This window comes from Campylobacter magnus (assembly GCF_028649595.1).
Lineage (GTDB): Bacteria > Campylobacterota > Campylobacteria > Campylobacterales > Campylobacteraceae > Campylobacter > Campylobacter magnus.
Genome location: NZ_JAQSLK010000001.1, coordinates 301,952 through 320,772, shown reverse-complemented (window position 1 = coordinate 320,772; position 18,821 = coordinate 301,952). Strand labels below are relative to the sequence as shown.

Below are 18,821 nucleotides of genomic sequence, written 5' to 3'. Positions count from 1 at the left end.
TAGCGATGAATATTGTAAAACATTCTAATATTGAAGATTTGATTTTAGATATAAATGGCGGTAAATACTTACTAGATCGCGATGTGGCTAATCTATATGGAGTAAGCACAAAGCGTATCAATGAAGCTGCCAAAAACAACCCTGCTAGATTTCCTAAAGGCTATATAATAGAAATAGACAAAAATCAAAAAGATAAACTGGTCGAAAATTTCGACCGGTTTAGCACTTAAAGCACTCAAGTGCGAAGCCAAAGGCTTTTAGCGAAAAAGGTTTATATATGTTAGCCACTATATTAACTAGCCCTAAAGCTGTAGAAACTACAATAAATATTATAGAAACTTTCGCTAAAATTAAAGAGCTTTCAAAAAACATAAAAGCAATTTCAACCACTACGAACAAAAAAGAACAAGCAGGAATTATGGCAAAAAGTGGAGAAATTATTGCTGAAATTTTAGATGATGATTTAGTTACTAATGAATCAGAAACTACAATAGAGCTAAATTTTGCTATGTTGAAGTTTAAACATACCATAAAAAAGAGCAAAAAATAGGCAATTTTGGAACGAAATTTGCTTATACAAGCGTATCAAAAATAAAGGAAAAAAATGTTCGCAGGATTTAGTCCAAACAAGTCAAAAGCCCTAGTAGTCGCCGCTACCGAGTCTCGTGTGCTTCGCCAAAATCTCATCGCTGGAAATATCGCAAACATCGATACTCCATTTTACAAAGCGCGCGATGTGGATTTTGAGACAGCCCTAGCACAGCAAAAGCGTGAGATTTACAAGCTTGGATCTGAGAAAAACGAGCCAAAGCTAGAACTAGCCAAAACAAACGAAAAGCATTTTGACGCGCTTGAGCTTTTTCCAAAGGCGATAAATCCTACTATTTTCTTGCGTGATGGACACATGGCAAGAAATGATGCGAACACAGTGGACCTTGATATAGAAACCAGCGAACTAAGCAAAAATAGCATAATGATACAAGCCCTAGATAGCGCTAGCAAGAAGCTTGGCGGTATCTTTACAAGCGTTATTGACGCTAGTGGCAGAGTGTCTGGATAAGGTTAAAAAATGGCATTTTTAAGTGATTTTGATATAAGCGGATATGGTCTAAGTGCTCAGAGATTTCGTATGAATCTCATCAGCTCAAACATCGCAAACGCAAACACCTCTCGCACAGCAGAAGGTGGGCCTTACCGCAGGCGTGAGGTAGTGTTTAAGGCTGTTGATTTTGGCGCCCAGCTAAATGCTAAGCTAAAAGAAAAAACCAGTGATATACAAGGTTTTACTGAGGGCAAAAATGTGCTAAATACTACAAATATAGTAGAAGAAGAAATGCAAAAAGCCCTTGGAAATAAGATTTTGCGTGGGCCAAATGGTATTGATTATCTAGGGTATGAAAATCCCCTTGATGACCCAGCAGCGCCGCAGTTTCCTCGCCCTGCGATGATGAGCGTTGTTGTAGATAAAGTCGTGCGTGATGATAGTGATTTTATCATGAAATACGACCCACAGCATCCAGATGCCAATGAGCGTGGCTACGTGATGATGCCAAATGTAAATCCAGTAATAGAAATGGCCGATATGATAGAAGCAACAAGGGCGTATCAAGCGAATGTGGCTGCCTTTCAAAGTGCCAAAAACATCGCAACTAGCGCAATAGATATGTTAAGACAAGGATAATAAATGAGTGATATAATAAACGGCGCAGTGGGCGCAGGTGCGGGGGGCATAGGCTCTATAAGCTCTGGTGTTGGCTCTATAAGCTCTGGTGTTGGCTCTATCGGTAGGCTTAGTAGTAGCCAGCCAGCCCCAGCGCAAAAAAGTGGCGAGTTTAGCACTATCTTAAACAAAACTCTAAGCGAGCTAAATGAAAGTCAAGTAGCAGCTGATAAGGCAGTAGCAGAGCTAGCAACTGGGGAGATAACAGACCTTCACCAAGCAGCTATTGCTATTGGCAAGGCAGAAACCAGCATGAAACTCATGCTAGAAATCCGCAACAAAGCAATCAGCGCATACAAAGAAGTAGCCAGAACTCAGCTATAATTTTTTAAAATCTTAATTCTAGGAATTCTAGAATTCTCGTCATTGCGAGCGAAGCGAAGCAATCTCCAGAAATTCTAAATTTATACTTAGGGAATTCTAAATTTATTCTTAGGAATTCTAAATTTTTGCTCGCTTTAGTGGGGTTTGTCCCACTACTTTTTATAAGGGCTACGCCCTAAGACCACACAATTCTCTTGCTTTATCTGCGTTTTTGGGGGTTAGGGGGTATTTTTAGGGAATTTTAGAATTCCCTACTATGTCATCCCCCAGCTTGACCCGAGGATCTCTATAAAGAATTCTAGAATTCCCAGAGATTGCTTCGGTCGCTTTGCTTCCTCGCAATGACGAATGATATAAACGCAAAAAGTCCCTAGGAATTCTAGATTTTTATCTAAAAATTCTAGGGGCAAGATAATCTAGAATTCCCATAATCTAAAATTCTCTTGTTTTATCTGTGTTTTTTTTGCTTCGCATCCGCTGGTTGGGGGTTAGGGGGTATTTTTAGTCTTAGGAATTCTAGAATTTCTATAATCTAGAATTCCTATAATTTAAAATTCTCAAAATCTAGAATTCCTAGAATAAATTCTAAAATTCCTGCAAACTAGAATTCCTAGCAAAATACTTTGGGAATTCTAGATTTTAGTAAAGTAAGGATTATTTTAGCACTATTGCCATAGTCATACCGCCACGCACTAGCCATACTATTACTTTGCGGTTTTGCTTTTTAGATTTTGCTATTTCGTCTTTTACGGCATCTATATTTTCTACGCTGCGCTCGTTGATTTGAACTATCAAATCCCCCTTAGCAAAGCCTAGTTTGCCAGCACTGCTGTTTTCTTTTACATCAGTTACTAGCACGCCTTTTGTGTTTGCTGGCAGTTTGTATTTGCGCATGATTTCGTTGCTTAGATTTGAGATTTCTAGCCCATTTATACTAGAACTATTAGTGCTTTGCTCGCTTGGTGCGTCCATATTTGCTAGGCGGATTTTTACTTTATTTATCTTGCCGCCACGCTCGTATTCTACGGCTACTTCGCTATTTGGCTCGAAGCTGCCGATGAGATTTTTTAGCGCATTAGCGTTTTCTATTTCTTTACCATCTACTTTTGTGATTAGATCGCCTCTTTTTAGTCCTGCTTTAGCTGCTGGGCTGTCCTCGCCCACGCCCATGATTAGTGCGCCTTTTTGGCTTGTGTAGGCTTCTTTTATATCAGCTGTTAGATTGCCGATGCTCACACCTATGTAGCCACGAGTGATTTTGCCGTCTTTTATGAGCTTGCTAGCGATTTCTTTTACCATATTTGAAGGTATGGCAAAGCCTATGCCGTTATTTCCGCCGCTGCGGCTTAAAATGGCTGAGTTTATACCAACTAGCGCACCACGGCTATCAACTAGCGCGCCACCTGAGTTGCCAGGATTTATGCTAGCATCAGTTTGGATGAAATCCTCGTATTGATTTAGGCCGATGTTGTCTTTATTTAGTCCTGAGATTATGCCTGAGCTTACAGACCCACCCACGCCAAAAGGATTGCCTATAGCAAAGACCACATCGCCCTCAAGTAGCTTTGAGCTATCGCCAAAGCTGATTGCTTCAAGTCCGTTTGCTTCTATTTTGATGATTGCTAGGTCGGTTTTTGGATCAAGTCCTACGATTTTGGCTTTGTATTCTTTTTGGCTATCTAGCATGCTTACTACTATTTCATCACTGCCTTCTACTACATGGTTGTTTGTTACGATATAGCCGTCATTTGAGATGATTACACCAGAGCCTAGGGCTGAGCTTTTTTGCTTTTGTTGTTCGCCGTGAGGGTTTTTGAACTTAAAGCCAAAAAACTCTTCAAAAAACGGATCATTAAATGGATTCATAACAGAAAAATCACTGGTTATAGTGCGAGTTGTAGAGATATTTACCACTGATTTTTTCGCACTTAGGACTACATTTGAGTATGAAAGTATGGTGCTTTGATCTGGGTTTTTTCTTGTGTAGTCGCCTGCTGCGTCTTTAAAGCTTATTGAGGCAGCAGCCACGCTTGAGATTAGCGAGCCTGCTAAAACTGCGCTTAGCATAATTTTTTTCATCATTGTCCTTTTTTGTAAGTTGCGAAATTATAAAAAAATAGATTTTAATACGCTATAAATAAAATCTTAACTGCGAATTTATTAAGGAATTCTAGATATTTTTTTGATTTTTTTGCGCAAACTTGAGTGCAAGTGGCTAAACTTTGTGCTATAATTTTGGCTTAAAAATTTTTATAAGGATAACAATGGCAAATTCACTTTATGAAACACTTGGCGTAGCAAAAGGCGCAAGTAACGATGAGATAAAAAAAGCTTACCGCAAGCTAGCAAAAGAATATCACCCAGACATAAACAAAAGCCCAGAAGCTGAAGAGAAGTTTAAAGAAATAAACGCAGCTTATGAGATTTTAAGTGATGAAAAAAAGCGCGAGCAGTATGATAAATACGGTGATTCTATGTTTGGCGGACAGGATTTTAGCGACTTTTACAAAGGCGGTGGCAGCGATATAAATGACATTTTAAATAGCCTTTTTGGTGGTTTGGGCGGCTTTAAAAGCAGTGGTTTTAAAGGTGGTAGCTCTAGGGCTAGCTTTGGTGGATTTGACTTTTTTGGGCAAGGGGCTAGCGGCTTTGATAGCTCTAGCTACGGCTCAAATGACGAGCACATGAGCATCACAATAAGCTTAGCTGATGCGATAAATGGTGCTAGCAAAACCATAAGAGGTAGTGGCGGCGAAGTAAACTTTAAAATTCCCTCTGGCATACAAAATGGCGAAAAACTACGCCTAAAAGGCAAAGCAGCAAGAGGCGCAGACATCATACTAAGTGTGAATATCGCTAGTGATGAAGTTTTTGAGCGTGATGGAGATGATTTAAAAGCTAGGCTTGAAGTACCTTTAAAAACTGCGCTTTTTGGCGGTTCGGTTAGCTTTAAAACGCATAAAAAAGAAGTAAGCCTAAAAATCGCTGCTGGCACAAAAAACGGACAAAAAATCCGCCTAAAAGGCTATGGCGTCCCAAATCGCAAAAGTGGAATAATAGGCGATTTGTATCTTGAAGTAAGTGTGATTTTACCTGAAATTAGCACGCTTAGCCCAGAGCTTGTAGAGCTGCTTAAAAAAGAGCTTTAAGAGGCAAAAATGAGCCAAAAAGTAGCATATCTAATCAGCGCAGTAGCAAAAATGCTTGATATCCATCCCCAAACTCTGCGCCAATACGAGAAAGAAGGGCTAGTAGAGCCATCTCGCAGCGATGGCAAAATGCGTCTATATAGCGCAGAGGATATTGAGCGTGTGCGTGAGGTGCTACGCCTTACTCGCCAAATGGGAGTTAATCTAGCTGGCGCAAAGCTGATTTTAGAACTTCAAAGCAAGGTTAGCTACTATGAAAGCCTATTAAAAGAAAAACCAAGCAAAAATGCTTTGGTTAAAAGCGCAAAATACGAAATAGTCTTTTTGGGTAGCAAAAGCAAGTCCTAGGAATTCTAGAATTTTTCTAGGGAATTCTAGAATTCTAAGGAATTCTAAGCAATTCTAGGGAATTCTAGATTTTAGTTCTAGGAATTCTAGAATTCTAAGGAATTCCAAGGAATTTTGGATTTTTTAGGAATTCTAGAATTCTAAGAAATTCTAGAATTTTTCTAGGGAATTCTAGAATTCTAGGCTAATATTTATAATTATAGAAAATATAAATTACAAATAAAAATACCCCCTAACCCCCAAAACTTTAAGCTAAATTTAGCTAGAATTGCTGATTTTTAATCATTATTTAAAGGACTATTTATGGCTTATGAAGCAGGGCAGATAGAGAGTAAATACTATAAAATTTGGGAAGAGAGAGGGCATTTTGAAACAGATGCAAATGCCGATATAGCAAACGGCAAAAGCTTTTGTATAATGATGCCGCCACCTAATGTAACTGGCGTTTTGCACATCGGTCACGCACTTACATTTACTTTACAAGATATAATGACAAGATATAAAAGAATGAATGGCTATAAAACGCTGTGGCAACCGGGCCTAGATCACGCAGGAATCGCTACTCAAAATGTGGTTGAAAAACAGCTTTTAGCGCAGGGGATTAAAAAAGAAGAGTTAGGCAGAGAGAAGTTTTTAGAGCGTGTTTGGGAGTGGAAGGAAAAAAGCGGCGGACAAATCGTCTATCAAATGCGCCGCCTTGGAATTAGTCCTGCGTGGAGTAGAGAGCGCTTTACTATGGATGAGGGGCTTAAAAATGCTGTAAGAGAGGCTTTTTGTAATCTTTATGAAGCAGGGCTTATCGTGCGTGGAAACTACATGGTAAACTGGTGTACTCACGATGGCGCACTAAGCGATGTAGAGGTAGAACATAAGGCAAATAAGGGTAAGCTATATCATTTGAGATATTTTTTATGTGAAAATAGCTCTTCAAACCATAGCGAGATAGGCGGCGATTGCGAAGCAGATTTGGGGGTTGCGCAGAATTTTGCTAGCGCAGATAGAATGAGTAATTCATCAAGCGAGCAAAATTCAAGCTCCGCTAAAGATGCGAGCAAGCGTCCCTATATCGTGGTGGCTACTACACGCCCTGAGACTTACTTTGGCGACACTGCTGTCATGGTAAATCCAAACGATGAAAGATATAAAGATTTAATAGGCAAGTTTATTGAGTTGCCTTTGCTTGGGCGAAAAATAAAAATCATCGCTGATGAGCATGTGGATATGAGCTTTGGAACAGGTTGCGTGAAAGTCACCCCTGCGCACGATACAAACGACTATGAAGTAGGAAATAGGCATAATTTAGAGTTTATCACAATTTTTGATGAAAAAGGAATTTTAAATGAGCATTGTGGGGAATTTCAAGGCTTAGAAAGGCTTGAAGCCAGAGATGAAATCATTAAAAAGCTAGAAAGCAAGGGCTTTGTAGAAAAAATCGAAGACTACGAAAATCAAGTAGGCTACTGCTACCGCTGTAAAAATGTGGTAGAGCCTTATATCAGCAAGCAATGGTTTGTAAAATCCAAAATCGCAAAAGATGCAATAGAGCGTGTAAATAAGGGGCAAAGCGAGTTTTATCCAAGCCACTGGATAAATAGCTTTAATGCATGGATGAGAGAGCTAAAAGACTGGTGTATCAGCCGTCAGCTGTGGTGGGGACATCAAATTCCCGTATTTTACTGCGAGTGTGGGCATGAGTGGGCAGATCGTGCCGAAAAGCCTAGCAAATGCCCAAAATGTGGCGGAAATAATTTTACTCAAGATCCTGATGTACTTGATACTTGGTTTTCTAGTGGTTTGTGGCCGATCTCTACGCTTGGCTGGGGTAATGGTGCTGCTTTAAAAGGCTCAAAATGGTTTGATACGGACTTAAAAGAGTTTTATCCAAACTCTATGCTAATAACTGGCTTTGATATACTATTTTTCTGGGTGGCTAGAATGATGTTTCAAAGCTCGCAGGCTGTGGGCGAACTGCCGTTTAAGGATATTTATCTTCATGCTCTTGTAAAAGACAAAGATGGCAAAAAAATGAGTAAATCAAGCGGAAATGTCGTTGACCCTCTAGAAAAAATTGATGAGTTTTCAGCCGATATCTTGCGCTTTACTCTAACGATGCTTTGCGTCCAAGGCCGTGATATACGCATGAGCGATGAAGCTATGGTAATCTCACGGAATTTTACAAATAAAATCTACAATGCTAGTAGATTTTTGCTAATGAATGCTAGTTCTTTTGCTAATTTAGAGCAAAGCGAGATAAAAACACCGCTTGGGGCTTATTTGCTAAGCCGTTTTAATGCTTGCGTGGCTGAGGTGAGAAAAAACATTGATGAGTATAGATTTAATGACGCAGCTAGCGCGATTTATAGATTTTTGTGGAATGAGTTTTGCGACTGGGGAATTGAGCTTAGCAAAGCTGATAAAAGCGCAGTAGCCGAGCTTGGCTCTATTTTTAAAGAGAGCATGAAACTACTGCATCCATTTATGCCTTTTATTAGCGAGCATTTGTGGCACGAGATGAGTGGCACGAGCCTAGAATCTGGTGCAAAAAGCGTGATGATAATGCGCTATCCTGTGGCTGGAGGGCAAAATGAGAGTATTGAAAAGCTCTTTAATCTAGTAATAGAGAGCATCGTTAGCATTCGTAGGGCTAAGGCAGTAGTTGATCTTGGCAATGCTAAGATTGCTAAGGCGTTTTTGCGTGGGGATACTGATTTGAGCGAGTTTAGCCACTTTATCAAACTGCTAGCAAAATGTGAAAATATAGAGTTTATAAGCGAGATAAAGGCTGGCTGCGTAAGAGATGTAAGCGAGAATTTAGAAAGCTTTATTGAGCTTGCTGGCATTGATACAGCGCCTATTTTAAAGCGTCTTAATGCGCAAAAAACAAAGCTAGAAAAAGAAGTAGCAAAGCTTGGTGCTATGCTAAGTAACGAAAAATTCGTAGCAAACGCCCCAGCTGATGTTTTGGCTACAAACAAAGAAGCCTTGCAAATCGCCGCCTCTAAGCTAGAAAAAGTAAATAATGAAATTGAAAGCTTGGAAAATATATAGGAATTCTAGAATTCCCAAAGTAAAGGGCAAAAATGAGTGAGAAAAGCAAAGTAGAGCAAAAGACAGCTGCAAAAACAGCTAGCAAAAGCAAGACAGCTGCTGTAGTCTCAAAGCCTATTGCTAAAAAATCAGCCAAAGACGGATTAAATAAAATCGAGCCAAAAAGCACTAAGAATTCTAGAATTCCTAAGGATGAAAATGAGCCAAAAAGCCCTAAGAATTCTAGAATTCCTAAGGATAAAACCGAGCTAAAAAGTCCTAAGAATTCTAGAATTCCTAAGGCTCAAAATGAGCCAAAAACTACTAAAAATTCTAGAATTCCCAAGGATGAAAACGAGCAAAAAAGCACTAAGAATTCTGGAATTCCTAAAGCTCAAAACGAGAAAAAAAATACCCCCCGCACCCCCCAAAAAACTAGCACAAAAAAAGCCGAGTCAAAAAGCAAAACTACCACAAAAACAGCCAGCAAAGCCGAGCCAAAAAACAAAGTAGAAGTACAAAAAGAGCTATTTCGCACAAAAAGCGGACATTTAGTACGCTCAAAAAGCGAGGTTATAATCGCTGATTATCTCTACGGCGAAGAGATCTGCTTTGCCTATGAAAAACGCTTGCCAATAGAGACTGAGGCAAGGTGTGATTTTTATGTGCCAGCATGCTCGGCATATATCGAGTACTGGGGAGTTCAAAGCGACGAAGCCGAGCGTAAAAAATACGAAAAACGCAAAAAAGAAAAAATCGCACTTTACAAAAAACACGCCCTAAATCTCATTGAAATCGATGATAAAAATATAAAAAATTTAGAAGATTTTTTACAAAAAAGAGCTTTTAAAGCTTGGATTAAAGGTTTTTAAGTGATAAAAATAGAAAACTTAAGCAAAAGTTATGGCAAGCACGAGGTCTTACACGGAATTTCGGCTCATATCAAAAAAGGTGAAATTTTTGCCTTTTTGGGTCATAGCGGGGCTGGCAAAAGCACGCTTTTGCGCTGTATAAATGGGCTTGAGAGCTATCAAGGTGGCTTTTTAAAAGTCTTTGGTAAAGAGATAAAAGAGCTTAAAGAGCGTGAGCTAAAAGAACTGCGCCGTGATATAGGTATGATTTTTCAGCATTTTGCCTTGCTAGCGCAAAAAAACGCCTTTGAAAATATCGCCTTGCCACTTCGTGTGTGGGGCTATGATGAAAATGCTATTAAAGCTCGTGTTTATGAGCTTTTGGAGCTTGTGGGGCTAAGAGATAAGGCAAGTTCTTTCCCAAACCAGCTAAGCGGTGGACAAAAACAGCGCATAGCAATAGCTAGAGCCCTTGCGCTAAGTCCAAAAATACTGCTAAGTGATGAGGCTACAAGTGCGCTTGATCCAAATACGACTAGGCAGATTTTAGAGCTTTTAAAGCGTATAAACCGTGAACTAGGCATCACAATAGTGCTTGTAACGCACGAAATGGACGCAATAAAAAGCACCGCAAGCCGTGCTGTGCTCATGGATGGTGGCAAAATCGTAGAACAAGGCAGCATTGAAGAGCTGTTTTTGTGTCCTAGTGAAGTGATGAGAGGTTTTTTGGGCGAGGCAGAGGTGCTTGGCGATGGGATAAATATCCGCTTAAGCTTCCCAGAAAATGTAGCTTCAAAAGGATTTATTGCTGATATGGCAAGGCACTTAGATATAGAGTTTAGCATAGTGTGGGGCAGGTTAGAGAGGCTTGGCGAGCATGTGCTAGGCTCGCTAATCATCTGCCTAAAAGAAAATGACGCAAAAAGCGTGCTAGACTTTGCTAAATCTCATGGCGTGATAGCCGAGCTAATAAAGGAATAAAATTTGCTTGAAAAAGCCCTAAAAAGGGGCTAAAATGATAAAAATAGGGCAAAATACTATGCTGCTTACTAGCAGTGAGCAAAAAATAAGTGGCAAAAATAGCGAGTTTAGTAAAACCCTAGCCAAAGTAGAGCAGTTTAAAAAAGACCTTGAAGAACTAGGTCCCTTGCGCCTTGCCTTTAAGCTAAATATGGATAAAATAAAAGAAAAAATAGAAGAAAAAAGAGCCGAGCTTGTCCAGATTTTTGAAGTGGCTAAACTAAGTGGCGATGAAAAAGCTAGGACAATTGCTAGCATAGAAGAAATGCTAGAAGCATATAAAAAGCAGCTTTTAGAACAAATGCAAGCAGCAAAAGAACTAGAAGATGAAAAGCAGGTGCAAAAAAGCCCTAGCGCAAAGGTGGATGTGATGAGAGCTTTTGCTTTTTTGGATACTAAAAACGCTACGCAAAACAAAGCGGAGAACAAGCAAGATGAGTTGCTAAAATCTTTGCTGTGAATTCCTAGGAATTCTAGAATTCCTAAAATCTAGAATTACTAATACAAATTTCGTAAGAATTCTAGAATTCCAAAATCTAGAATTCCTAGCAAAATTTCTTAGGAATTCTAGAATTCTTTATTTTAGGAATTCTAGATTTTCAGCAAAAAGACTTTTATTTAAAAATTTGTTTTAAAATCTTGCAAGAATTCTAAAATTTTTACAAAAAAGGATGAAAAATGAAAAAACTATTTTTTTGCGCTGCCTTGTTAATCTCAGTGCTTTTTGGTGATGAGAGCTTTGAGCTAAATGCCACAAACCCTGTAAAAATCGACATTATAAGCCTGAAACAAAATAAAGTAAATTTAAAAAATATAATCCCCCAAAGCACGCCAAACGAGCTAGCCGCACTCACTTTATATGGCCAAAAAGAGGCAATCAACGAGCACAATATCATCTTAGCTAGCGGCAAGGACTTTGTAGCACTTATCGATACTGGCTATGAAAAGACAATAGATGAGCTAAAAACAGCCCTAAACGCAAGAGCACTAACACCAGAGCAAATCACCCATGTCATCATCACGCACGCTCACCAAGATCACATCGGCGGAGTAAAAGCCCTACCAAACGCGCAAATCCTAGTAAATGAAAAAGAACTTAGCTTTTGGGAAGAAAAAAGTAGCACAGAGGGGCTAAATATCAAAACCTTTGCGCCAAATACTGAGCTTATAAATGGCTCTGGGATTTATGCTATCGCAGCTTATGGACACACTCCAGGTCATAGCGTGATAGCCTTTGGTGCTAGTGGGACTAACGAGGCTGAGCTTTTTGCTAGTGCGAAGTTTTTGTTCGTGGCTGATATTTTTCACGCTTATGAGCTTCAAGCAGCAGCGCCAGTAGTTGCCGTTGTCTGGGATCACAATAAAGCAGATGCAATCGAAGCCCGCAAGAAAGTAATAAACGCTCTAAAAGCGCATAAAACTAATTTTATCGGCACTCATATGCCGTATTCAAAAAGAGTGAAATTTGATGAAAACTCAGCAAAAATCATGGCTAACTTGATACAATCAGAGTATATAGGGCTTTTGAAAGCACACTCAAATGAAGTAGGGCTAAGTAACGGCAAAGAGCTATATAACAATATCTGCGCTGCCTGCCACGGCTCAAAGGCTGATGTCAAATACGCAGGCGTCGTGCCAAATCTATGTGATGTAGATACTATTGCTGATTATGCTTGGCACTACAAAAAAGGTACTCGCAACCGCTACAATATGACAGAAATAATGCAAGAAAAAATCAAAACCCTAAGCAGGCAAGATTTTTTAGATACTGAGCTCTATATCAAAAGTATTTGCCCAAGACTAGCTAAAAGCGAGGAAGCTAACAAAGAAGCAGCAGGCAAATCTAGCCAAAAATCTAGCGCTCCAAAGGTGCAAAAGTGAGCAAATCTAGCAGAGATCTGAGCTTTGAAGCCACAAAAATAGTGCTTGAAAATAAAAAACAAGCTATAATGCGTTTAAATACGAGCTTATAAGGCGTAGTTTGATAAAATTTTAGATGATGAAGAAATCAAAGAATACATAAAAGAAAAGAAAATAGGAAAATAAATGATAAGAGATTTGCTAATAAAGGCTACTTTAGAAACGCTTTATATGAGTTTGCTTTCTACTTTTTTGGCACTTATTTTTGGTATGGCTCTAGCGATTTTGCTAGTGCTTACTAGAAGCGGTGGGCTTGCGCCTATGCCGCAGTTTTACAGAGTGCTTGGCGCTATTGTAAATGCCTTTCGCTCTTTTCCTTTTATTATCCTTATGATAGTGCTTTTTCCGCTAACAAAGCTCATCGTAGGCACTAGCATAGGCACCACAGCTGCTATTGTGCCACTTACCATAGGCTCAGCTCCCTTCATCGCAAGATTGCTTGAAGCAGCCATGCTAGAGGTAGATAAAAGCGTGATCGAAGCAGCCAGAAGCTTTGGGGCTAGTAGGACGCAAATCGTCTTTCGTGTGCTAATCCCAGAAGCCCTGCCTGCTATCATAAACGCTCTTACGCTTACGCTCATCGTCATCATCGGCTTTTCGGCTATGGCTGGCACAGTTGGCGGCGGCGGGCTTGGCGATGTGGCGGTTAGGTATGGCTATCAGCGTTTTCGTCCTGATATTATGATTTATACGGTGATTATTCTCATTGTCATGGTTCAGCTTATACAGATGCTAGGCGACTTTGCTTATAAAAGGCTAAAAAAATGAAAAAAATACTTACAATCGCAGGATCAGATAGCAGTGGTGGGGCTGGAGTACAAGCTGATATAAAGACCATCACAGCTCACAAAATGTATGCTATGAGCGCAATTACAGCCCTAACAGCGCAAAATACAAAAGGCGTAAGCGCTGTGAGTGCTGTAAGTGGGGATTTTGTTTTTGCGCAGATAAAGGCTGTTTTTGATGATATTGTCCCAGACGCTCTTAAAATCGGCATGCTTTTTAACGCTGGGATCATAGAAGCGGTGAGAAAGGCTCTGCTAGAAAATAATGCAAAAAATGTAGTTTGCGATACAGTTATGATAGCTACAAGTGGGGCAAAACTACTTGAAGATGACGCTATTGCTGCGCTTTGGGGGCTTTTTGAGCTAAGTAGTGTTATTACGCCAAATGCTGCTGAGGCTAGTGTTTTATCTGGATTTCAGGTGCGAGATATCGCTACGCAAAAAGACGCTGCAAAGGCTATATATGAGCGTTGCGGGACTGCTGTGCTAGTAAAAGGTGGTCATTTAAATGCTACTGATATTTTGTGGGATGGGCAGAGCTTTAGCGAGTTTAAAGGCGAGCTAATTGCTACAAAAAACACTCATGGCACGGGATGTACGCTAAGTGCGGCTCTTGCTTGTGCTTTGGCTGCTGGGCTGGGGCTAAAAAGCTCAGTAGCTCACGCAAAAGACTTTATCTCAAAAGCTATTGGCTGGAGCGAGCAAATAGGGCAGGGCTGCGGCGCAATCGATCATTATTTTAATATCCCAAAGCTGATATAGAAATTCTAGATTTAAATTTATAAAAAATTCTAGAATTCCCTAGATTTTTAGCGATTTTTAAGCAATTTTTGCTAAAATCACAGCTTTATTTTATTTCAAGGATTTTACGATGTCAAAAGTATGCGCAATCACAGGCAAAGGCCCAATGGTAGGAAATAATGTAAGCCACGCTAACAACCGCACAAAACGTCGCTTTATGCCAAATCTACGCTCAGTTCGCGTAACACTAGAAGATGGCACTACAAGAAGAATCCGTGTAGCTGCTAGCACACTTCGCACTATGAAAAAGCTTCAAAACGCGAAATAACAATCTTCACCCAAAGAGCCTGATATGTTTGCAAAACTTGCAAAATTTTTAAAATGGCATATCAGCAGCCCTGAATACGACCTTAGCGGTGAGCTTTACGAGCAGCTAAAGCCTTTTCGCTTGCCGCTTATTTTTATAGTCCTGATGACCATTGTAGGTACATTAGGCTATATGCTTATTGATAACTTCTCCCTTATTGATGCTCTTTATCAAGCAGGTATGACCTTTACCACGGTTGGTTTTACTGAAGTAAACAAAATCTCCACCTTTGGCAGACTTTTTACTATTCTTTTCATTTTTACTGGATTTTTGGTTTTTACCTTTTCTATGGGTCTTGTTATCGAGGTGCTAAAAAAAGGCACTTTAACTAGAATTCTAGAGGAGCGAAGTATGCTTTATAAAATCGCAAGTCTTAAAAATCACTTTATAATCTGCTATCACAATGTCTATACAATAGAATTAGCAAAGCAATTTAGAGAAAATCATGTGCCTTTTGTAGTAGTTGATGCTAACCCACAGCTTGGCGAGTTAGCTGCAAAGCACAAATATCCATACTACATAATCGCAGAACCTCACACGCAAACAGCTATGCTAAAAAGCCATCTCTCAAGCGCAAAAGGTTTAATCAGCCTAAGCGATAATATAGCAGATAATATCGCAATGGTAACATCTGCTAGGCTTTTTGAAAAAGAGCTTGGCAGGGTGCCGTATTTCATCACGACTAGCGCAAATAGCGATGGAGAGGCAGAAAAGCTCATCAAGCTAGGCGCAAACAGCATCGTAAGCGCCACAAAGCTAGTAGCCCAACGCCTAAATGCGATTTCAGCTAGACCTGATATGGAAAATATGCTTGAAAAGTTTGTATATGATAAAAATACAGCCCTTGATATTGAGGAGATTAAGGTGCCTGATTACAGCTGGCTGCGCTTTAAACGTATAAAAGAAACACATTTGCGAACCATCGTAAATACTGATATAGTAGGGCTTAGAGACCAAAATAATAAATTCTTACCTATGCCAAATGGCGATACGCTAATTGGCACTGGCTCTCGTCTGCTTGTAATCGGCACGGCTGAGAGCATACGAGCGGCAAAACGCCTAATTTATAGCAAACACAAACCTGAGGAGTATAGATATGTTTAATGTTCTTAGCCTTAAAAATGGCTTAGAAAATGTGGCTGGATTTAGCTTTGGCGGCGTTAGTATGGGGCTAAAAAAAGACGGCAGCAACGACCTTGGCTTTATAAAAGCTCATAAGCCAGCTAGTCTTTTTGCTCGCTTTACCTCAAACCGCTTTAAAGCAGCACCTTTAAGGCATTTTTACCGCACCTTTGGCTTTGATGAAAATGCTAAAAACGGCAAAAACTTAACAAGCGCAGAACTAAAAGGCAAAGAGCTTAAAACAAACTTTATCTTACTAAACTCAAAAAACGCTAACGCAATGACTGGCGAGGCTGGTATAAGCGATATAAATGAGATTTTTGCTAGCTTAAAAAGCCTACCAAACTTTGCTAATTTTGAGCTAGTAAATCCTTTGATGAGTAGCACAGGCGTGATTGGCTACCGCCTGCCAAAAGAAAAGATTTTAAAAGCTGCTGCAAACTTTGATCTAAATGCTAGAAATAGCGATGATGTAGCGCACTCAATCATGACCACAGACCGCTTTAAAAAAGAAATTGCGCTAAAAGTGGAGCTAGAAAACAGGGGGAGCTTTAATATAGCGTGTATTTGTAAAGGTGCTGGCATGATAAATCCAAGCCTAGCCACCATGCTTTGCTTTATCCTAACAGATGCTGATGTGCCAGCAAGCGATGCTCATGAGCTACTTGATAGCGCCATAAATGCAAGCTTTAATGCTATTAGCGTAGACGGCGATACTAGCACGAACGATACTGTAATGTTGCTAAGCTCAGGCGCAAGTGGGGCGTATGATAAAGAGGCCTTTGCCTTTGCGTTAAATAAAATCACGCTAGAAATGGCTCTAAATCTAGTGAAAGATGGCGAGGGAAGCACGAAAGTAGTAGCCTTTGAAGTGCGTGGGGCGGCAAATGACAAAGACGCCGAGCATGCCGCAAAGGCTCTTTCAAACTCACTTTTGGTAAAAACCGCTCTTTTTGGCTGCGACCCAAACTGGGGGCGAATCGCTAGCACCATAGGCGCAAGTGGCGCCATGTGCGATGAAAACTCGCTTACGATCTACTGCGATGAAGTGCTGCTTTACGACAAAGACCATAGAGAGTTAGATGATGCAAGAGAGAGCGCAGCGCATGCTGTGATGAAAAAAGATAGCTACCGCATCATCTGCGACCTTGGGCTTGGTGATGGTGCTTACAGTGCTTATGGCTGTGATTTGGGTCATGAGTATGTAAGCATAAATGCTGATTACCGCTCATAAGCAAAAAGCTAGGAATTCTAGAATTCCCAAAAAAATCTAGAATTCCTAAACTAAGAATTCTAGAATTCTAGAACTAAAAACTAGAATTCCTAAAAAAAGGAATACCCCGCACCCCAAAGAAAATCTAGAATTCCTATAATAAAAATCTAGAATTCCTAGAACTGAAATCTAGAATTCCAAAACCAAGAATTCTAGAATTCCTAAGCAAAACTAGAATTCCTAAACCAAAAATTCTAGAATTCCTAGAGCTAAAATCTAGAATTCCTACTCTTTTTCTAGTGATTTTAAAAAGTTTTCAAATTCTTTTTCAAGCTCTGTGCGTTCGGTTTTTGCGCCTAGTCCGCAAAGTCCGTTTTCAAGCTTGTTTAGCCGCTGCAAGAGATATAAAAACAGCTTTTTTTCTATATCAGGCAGTTTGTTTAGTGGAGCATCGCATTTGCTGATGATGCGAGCTGGGTTTCCCACAGCGGTACAAAAATCATCCATAGGCTTTGTTACCACGGCGTTTGCGCCGATTTTACAGCCTTTGCCGATGGTGATGTTGCCTAGTATCTTTGCACCAGCACCCACGACCACGCCCTCACGCAAAGTAGGGTGGCGTTTGGTTTTCTCTAGGCTCACACCACCAAGAGTCACGCCTTGATAAATAAGACAATCATCGCCGATAATAGCAGTCTCGCCGATAACCACGCCTGTCGCGTGGTCTATAAAAACTCGCCTGCCAAGCTGGGCTGCTGGGTGCAGATCTACTCTAGTAAGAGCGTTTGAGATGCCAGCTATTATGCGTGCTAGGCACTTAAAGCCTTTGTTCCACAGGGCGTGAGCTATGCGGTGGTTTGCCACAGCCCAGGTGCCAGGGTAGTTAAAAATCACATCGCAAAAGCCATTGTAAGCAGGGTCTTTAAGCTTTGGTTGGGATAGATCTTCTTTGATTAGACTAAAAATACTCATTTTATTTTCTTATGATTTTTGGCGCAGATTTTAGCATAAATATTTTAACTTTTTATAAGAATTCTAGAACTTGTTATTTCTAGGGAATTCTAGAGTGATTTTAGCTAGGGAATTCTAGATTTCTTTATTGCTCTAACTTGTAGCCTACGCCACGGATTGCGTGGATGTAGCGTGGGTTTTTGGGGTCTTCGCCAAGCTTAGCACGAATGCGACCAATAATCACATCTATGCTTTTGTTTGTGCTAGTATCGTTTATGCTCTCACAACCCCAGATGAACTCTTCTCTGCTTATGGCTCCGCCCTGTTTTTTTAGCATGTAGCGCAGGATATCATACTCGGCGATGGTGAGATTTAGTGGCTCGCCTTTAAAGGTAATTTGATGGGCAAAATCATCGCAGACTATGTCTTTTTGGGTATCTGTGCTAGTAGTTTTGCTCTCTTGCGCACTAGACGCAAAGCTAGCATTTGTGCGGCGCAAATGGCTTTTTATGCGAACTACTAGCTCTTTTGGCTCATAAGGCTTTGGCAAATAATCATCAGCCCCAAGCTCAAAAGCATTTACCTTATCATTTAAATCGTGGCGTGCGCTTGAGATGATGATTGGCACATCGTGCTTTTTGCGGATTTCTTTACAGACCTCAAGCCCATCTAGGCCTGGCAAAGAAAGGTCTAAAATCACCAAGTCGTATTTATTTATCTCAAGTTCGCTAAGCCCCAAAAAAGGCTCAGCGCAGGTCTTTACGCTCATCTCAAACTGCTCTAAAAACTCGCTTAAAATCTCAGCTAATTCTAAATCATCTTCAATCATCAAAATTTTTATCATTTTTATTCCTTTTATACTCTCTTGCTTTTTTAAACTTTTCAAGCGCATTTGCTAAGCGCAAAAGCTCGTTTTTTGCGCTACTAGCGCCCTTTTGCGCCATGCACTGCTCTACAAAAGTTTGCAAGGCCCTTGGGTAGCTATCATAGAGCGTGGCTTTCTCGCAGCGATTTAGTAGTTCCTCGTTTTTTGCTACCATTGCGCTAAATTTTTGCGCGTCAAAATCATCACGCTTTAATGCTTTTATCACATTTGTAGCAAACTTTTCTAGACAGCGCAAATAGCGAACTCGTATAAATTTCTCATTTTGCATGGCATAATTTTAGCAAAAATTGAGCTGTTTTTAAAAACAAAGCACAAAAATTCTAGAATTCCTTAGAAAAAATTTAGCAAATAATATATAGTTATAATATATATATTTAATAAAAACACGAATATATAA

At 40.0% G+C, this 18,821-nt stretch carries 21 protein-coding genes; 17 read left to right on the top strand and 4 right to left on the bottom strand.

Annotation, left to right across the window (positions count from 1 at the left end; translation table 11 throughout):
• The first annotated feature begins 5 nt into the window (after positions 1-5).
• Genes PTQ34_RS01445 through fliE form a run of 5 tightly spaced genes read left to right on the top strand, consistent with a single transcriptional unit; the run spans position 6 to position 2,044 of the window.
• Complete coding sequence (locus PTQ34_RS01445) at positions 6-230, top strand: ORF6N domain-containing protein (protein WP_273931693.1); 225 nt, start codon at positions 6-8, stop codon at positions 228-230.
• 47 nt (positions 231-277) lie between these two features.
• Positions 278-550 carry a hypothetical protein gene (locus tag PTQ34_RS01440; RefSeq protein ID WP_273931692.1) on the top strand — a complete coding sequence of 91 codons (273 nt, stop codon included), beginning with the start codon at positions 278-280 and terminating at the stop codon, positions 548-550.
• Between the two features lie 54 nt (positions 551-604).
• Entirely contained in the window at positions 605-1,060 is a 456-nt protein-coding gene (gene flgB / locus PTQ34_RS01435; protein ID WP_273931691.1) for a flagellar basal body rod protein FlgB, read from the top strand.
• 9 nt (positions 1,061-1,069) lie between these two features.
• Positions 1,070-1,681 (top strand): flagellar basal body rod protein FlgC, encoded by a 612-nt coding sequence (gene flgC / locus PTQ34_RS01430; RefSeq protein WP_273931690.1) that lies wholly within the window; start codon positions 1,070-1,072, stop codon positions 1,679-1,681.
• Between the two features lie 48 nt (positions 1,682-1,729).
• Positions 1,730-2,044: a flagellar hook-basal body complex protein FliE gene (gene fliE, locus PTQ34_RS01425; protein ID WP_404814895.1), complete on the top strand. Its 315-nt coding sequence runs from the start codon at positions 1,730-1,732 to the stop codon at positions 2,042-2,044.
• A gap of 654 nt (positions 2,045-2,698) precedes the next feature.
• Here the strand turns inward: fliE and PTQ34_RS01420 are convergent.
• The gene (locus PTQ34_RS01420; protein WP_273931688.1) at positions 2,699-4,123 is read right to left on the bottom strand and encodes a Do family serine endopeptidase; all 1,425 of its coding nucleotides are present in this window, start codon (positions 4,121-4,123) and stop codon (positions 2,699-2,701) included.
• 185 nt (positions 4,124-4,308) lie between these two features.
• Between PTQ34_RS01420 and PTQ34_RS01415 the strand changes: the two genes are divergently transcribed.
• The 12 genes from PTQ34_RS01415 (at position 4,309) to argJ (ending at position 16,608) form a co-directional block, all read left to right on the top strand.
• Entirely contained in the window at positions 4,309-5,193 is an 885-nt protein-coding gene (locus PTQ34_RS01415) for a DnaJ C-terminal domain-containing protein (RefSeq protein WP_273931687.1), read from the top strand.
• Positions 5,194-5,202: 9 nt separating this feature from the next.
• The gene (locus tag PTQ34_RS01410) at positions 5,203-5,541 is read left to right on the top strand and encodes a heat shock protein transcriptional repressor HspR (RefSeq protein WP_273931686.1); all 339 of its coding nucleotides are present in this window, start codon (positions 5,203-5,205) and stop codon (positions 5,539-5,541) included.
• A 303-nt stretch (positions 5,542-5,844) separates the two neighbouring features.
• Positions 5,845-8,589, top strand: a complete 2,745-nt coding sequence (locus tag PTQ34_RS01405) for a valine--tRNA ligase (RefSeq protein ID WP_273931685.1) — start codon at positions 5,845-5,847, stop codon at positions 8,587-8,589.
• A 32-nt stretch (positions 8,590-8,621) separates the two neighbouring features.
• Complete coding sequence (locus tag PTQ34_RS01400; protein WP_273931684.1) at positions 8,622-9,440, top strand: hypothetical protein; 819 nt, start codon at positions 8,622-8,624, stop codon at positions 9,438-9,440.
• On the top strand, positions 9,441-10,400 hold the full coding sequence (locus tag PTQ34_RS01395) for a methionine ABC transporter ATP-binding protein (protein ID WP_273931683.1): 960 nt from the start codon (positions 9,441-9,443) through the stop codon (positions 10,398-10,400). It abuts the gene before it with no gap.
• A 34-nt stretch (positions 10,401-10,434) separates the two neighbouring features.
• The gene (locus PTQ34_RS01390; RefSeq protein ID WP_273931682.1) at positions 10,435-10,899 is read left to right on the top strand and encodes a hypothetical protein; all 465 of its coding nucleotides are present in this window, start codon (positions 10,435-10,437) and stop codon (positions 10,897-10,899) included.
• A 218-nt stretch (positions 10,900-11,117) separates the two neighbouring features.
• The gene (locus PTQ34_RS01385) at positions 11,118-12,320 is read left to right on the top strand and encodes an MBL fold metallo-hydrolase (RefSeq protein WP_273931681.1); all 1,203 of its coding nucleotides are present in this window, start codon (positions 11,118-11,120) and stop codon (positions 12,318-12,320) included.
• Between the two features lie 165 nt (positions 12,321-12,485).
• Positions 12,486-13,127, top strand: a complete 642-nt coding sequence (locus PTQ34_RS01380) for a methionine ABC transporter permease (protein WP_273931680.1) — start codon at positions 12,486-12,488, stop codon at positions 13,125-13,127.
• The gene (thiD, locus tag PTQ34_RS01375) at positions 13,124-13,906 is read left to right on the top strand and encodes a bifunctional hydroxymethylpyrimidine kinase/phosphomethylpyrimidine kinase (protein ID WP_273931679.1); all 783 of its coding nucleotides are present in this window, start codon (positions 13,124-13,126) and stop codon (positions 13,904-13,906) included. The genes PTQ34_RS01380 and thiD overlap by 4 nt, the downstream gene beginning before the upstream one ends.
• A 109-nt stretch (positions 13,907-14,015) precedes the next feature.
• Positions 14,016-14,213 carry a 50S ribosomal protein L28 gene (gene rpmB, locus PTQ34_RS01370; protein ID WP_273930936.1) on the top strand — a complete coding sequence of 66 codons (198 nt, stop codon included), beginning with the start codon at positions 14,016-14,018 and terminating at the stop codon, positions 14,211-14,213.
• Between the two features lie 24 nt (positions 14,214-14,237).
• Positions 14,238-15,356 carry a potassium channel family protein gene (locus PTQ34_RS01365; protein ID WP_273930935.1) on the top strand — a complete coding sequence of 373 codons (1,119 nt, stop codon included), beginning with the start codon at positions 14,238-14,240 and terminating at the stop codon, positions 15,354-15,356.
• Positions 15,349-16,608 (top strand): bifunctional glutamate N-acetyltransferase/amino-acid acetyltransferase ArgJ, encoded by a 1,260-nt coding sequence (gene argJ, locus PTQ34_RS01360; protein ID WP_273931678.1) that lies wholly within the window; start codon positions 15,349-15,351, stop codon positions 16,606-16,608. The genes PTQ34_RS01365 and argJ overlap by 8 nt, the downstream gene beginning before the upstream one ends.
• A gap of 264 nt (positions 16,609-16,872) precedes the next feature.
• Here the strand turns inward: argJ and cysE are convergent, their stop codons facing one another.
• The 3 genes from cysE to PTQ34_RS01345 all read right to left on the bottom strand — a co-directional run bounded on the left by cysE (position 16,873) and on the right by PTQ34_RS01345 (position 18,692).
• On the bottom strand, positions 16,873-17,559 hold the full coding sequence (gene cysE, locus PTQ34_RS01355) for a serine O-acetyltransferase (RefSeq protein WP_273931677.1): 687 nt from the start codon (positions 17,557-17,559) through the stop codon (positions 16,873-16,875).
• 124 nt (positions 17,560-17,683) lie between these two features.
• A complete protein-coding gene (locus PTQ34_RS01350) occupies positions 17,684-18,382 on the bottom strand; it encodes a response regulator transcription factor (protein ID WP_273931675.1) in 699 nt (232 codons plus the stop codon).
• Complete coding sequence (locus PTQ34_RS01345; RefSeq protein WP_273931674.1) at positions 18,360-18,692, bottom strand: hypothetical protein; 333 nt, start codon at positions 18,690-18,692, stop codon at positions 18,360-18,362. The genes PTQ34_RS01350 and PTQ34_RS01345 overlap by 23 nt, the downstream gene beginning before the upstream one ends.
• Between the last annotated feature and the right edge of the window lie 129 nt (positions 18,693-18,821).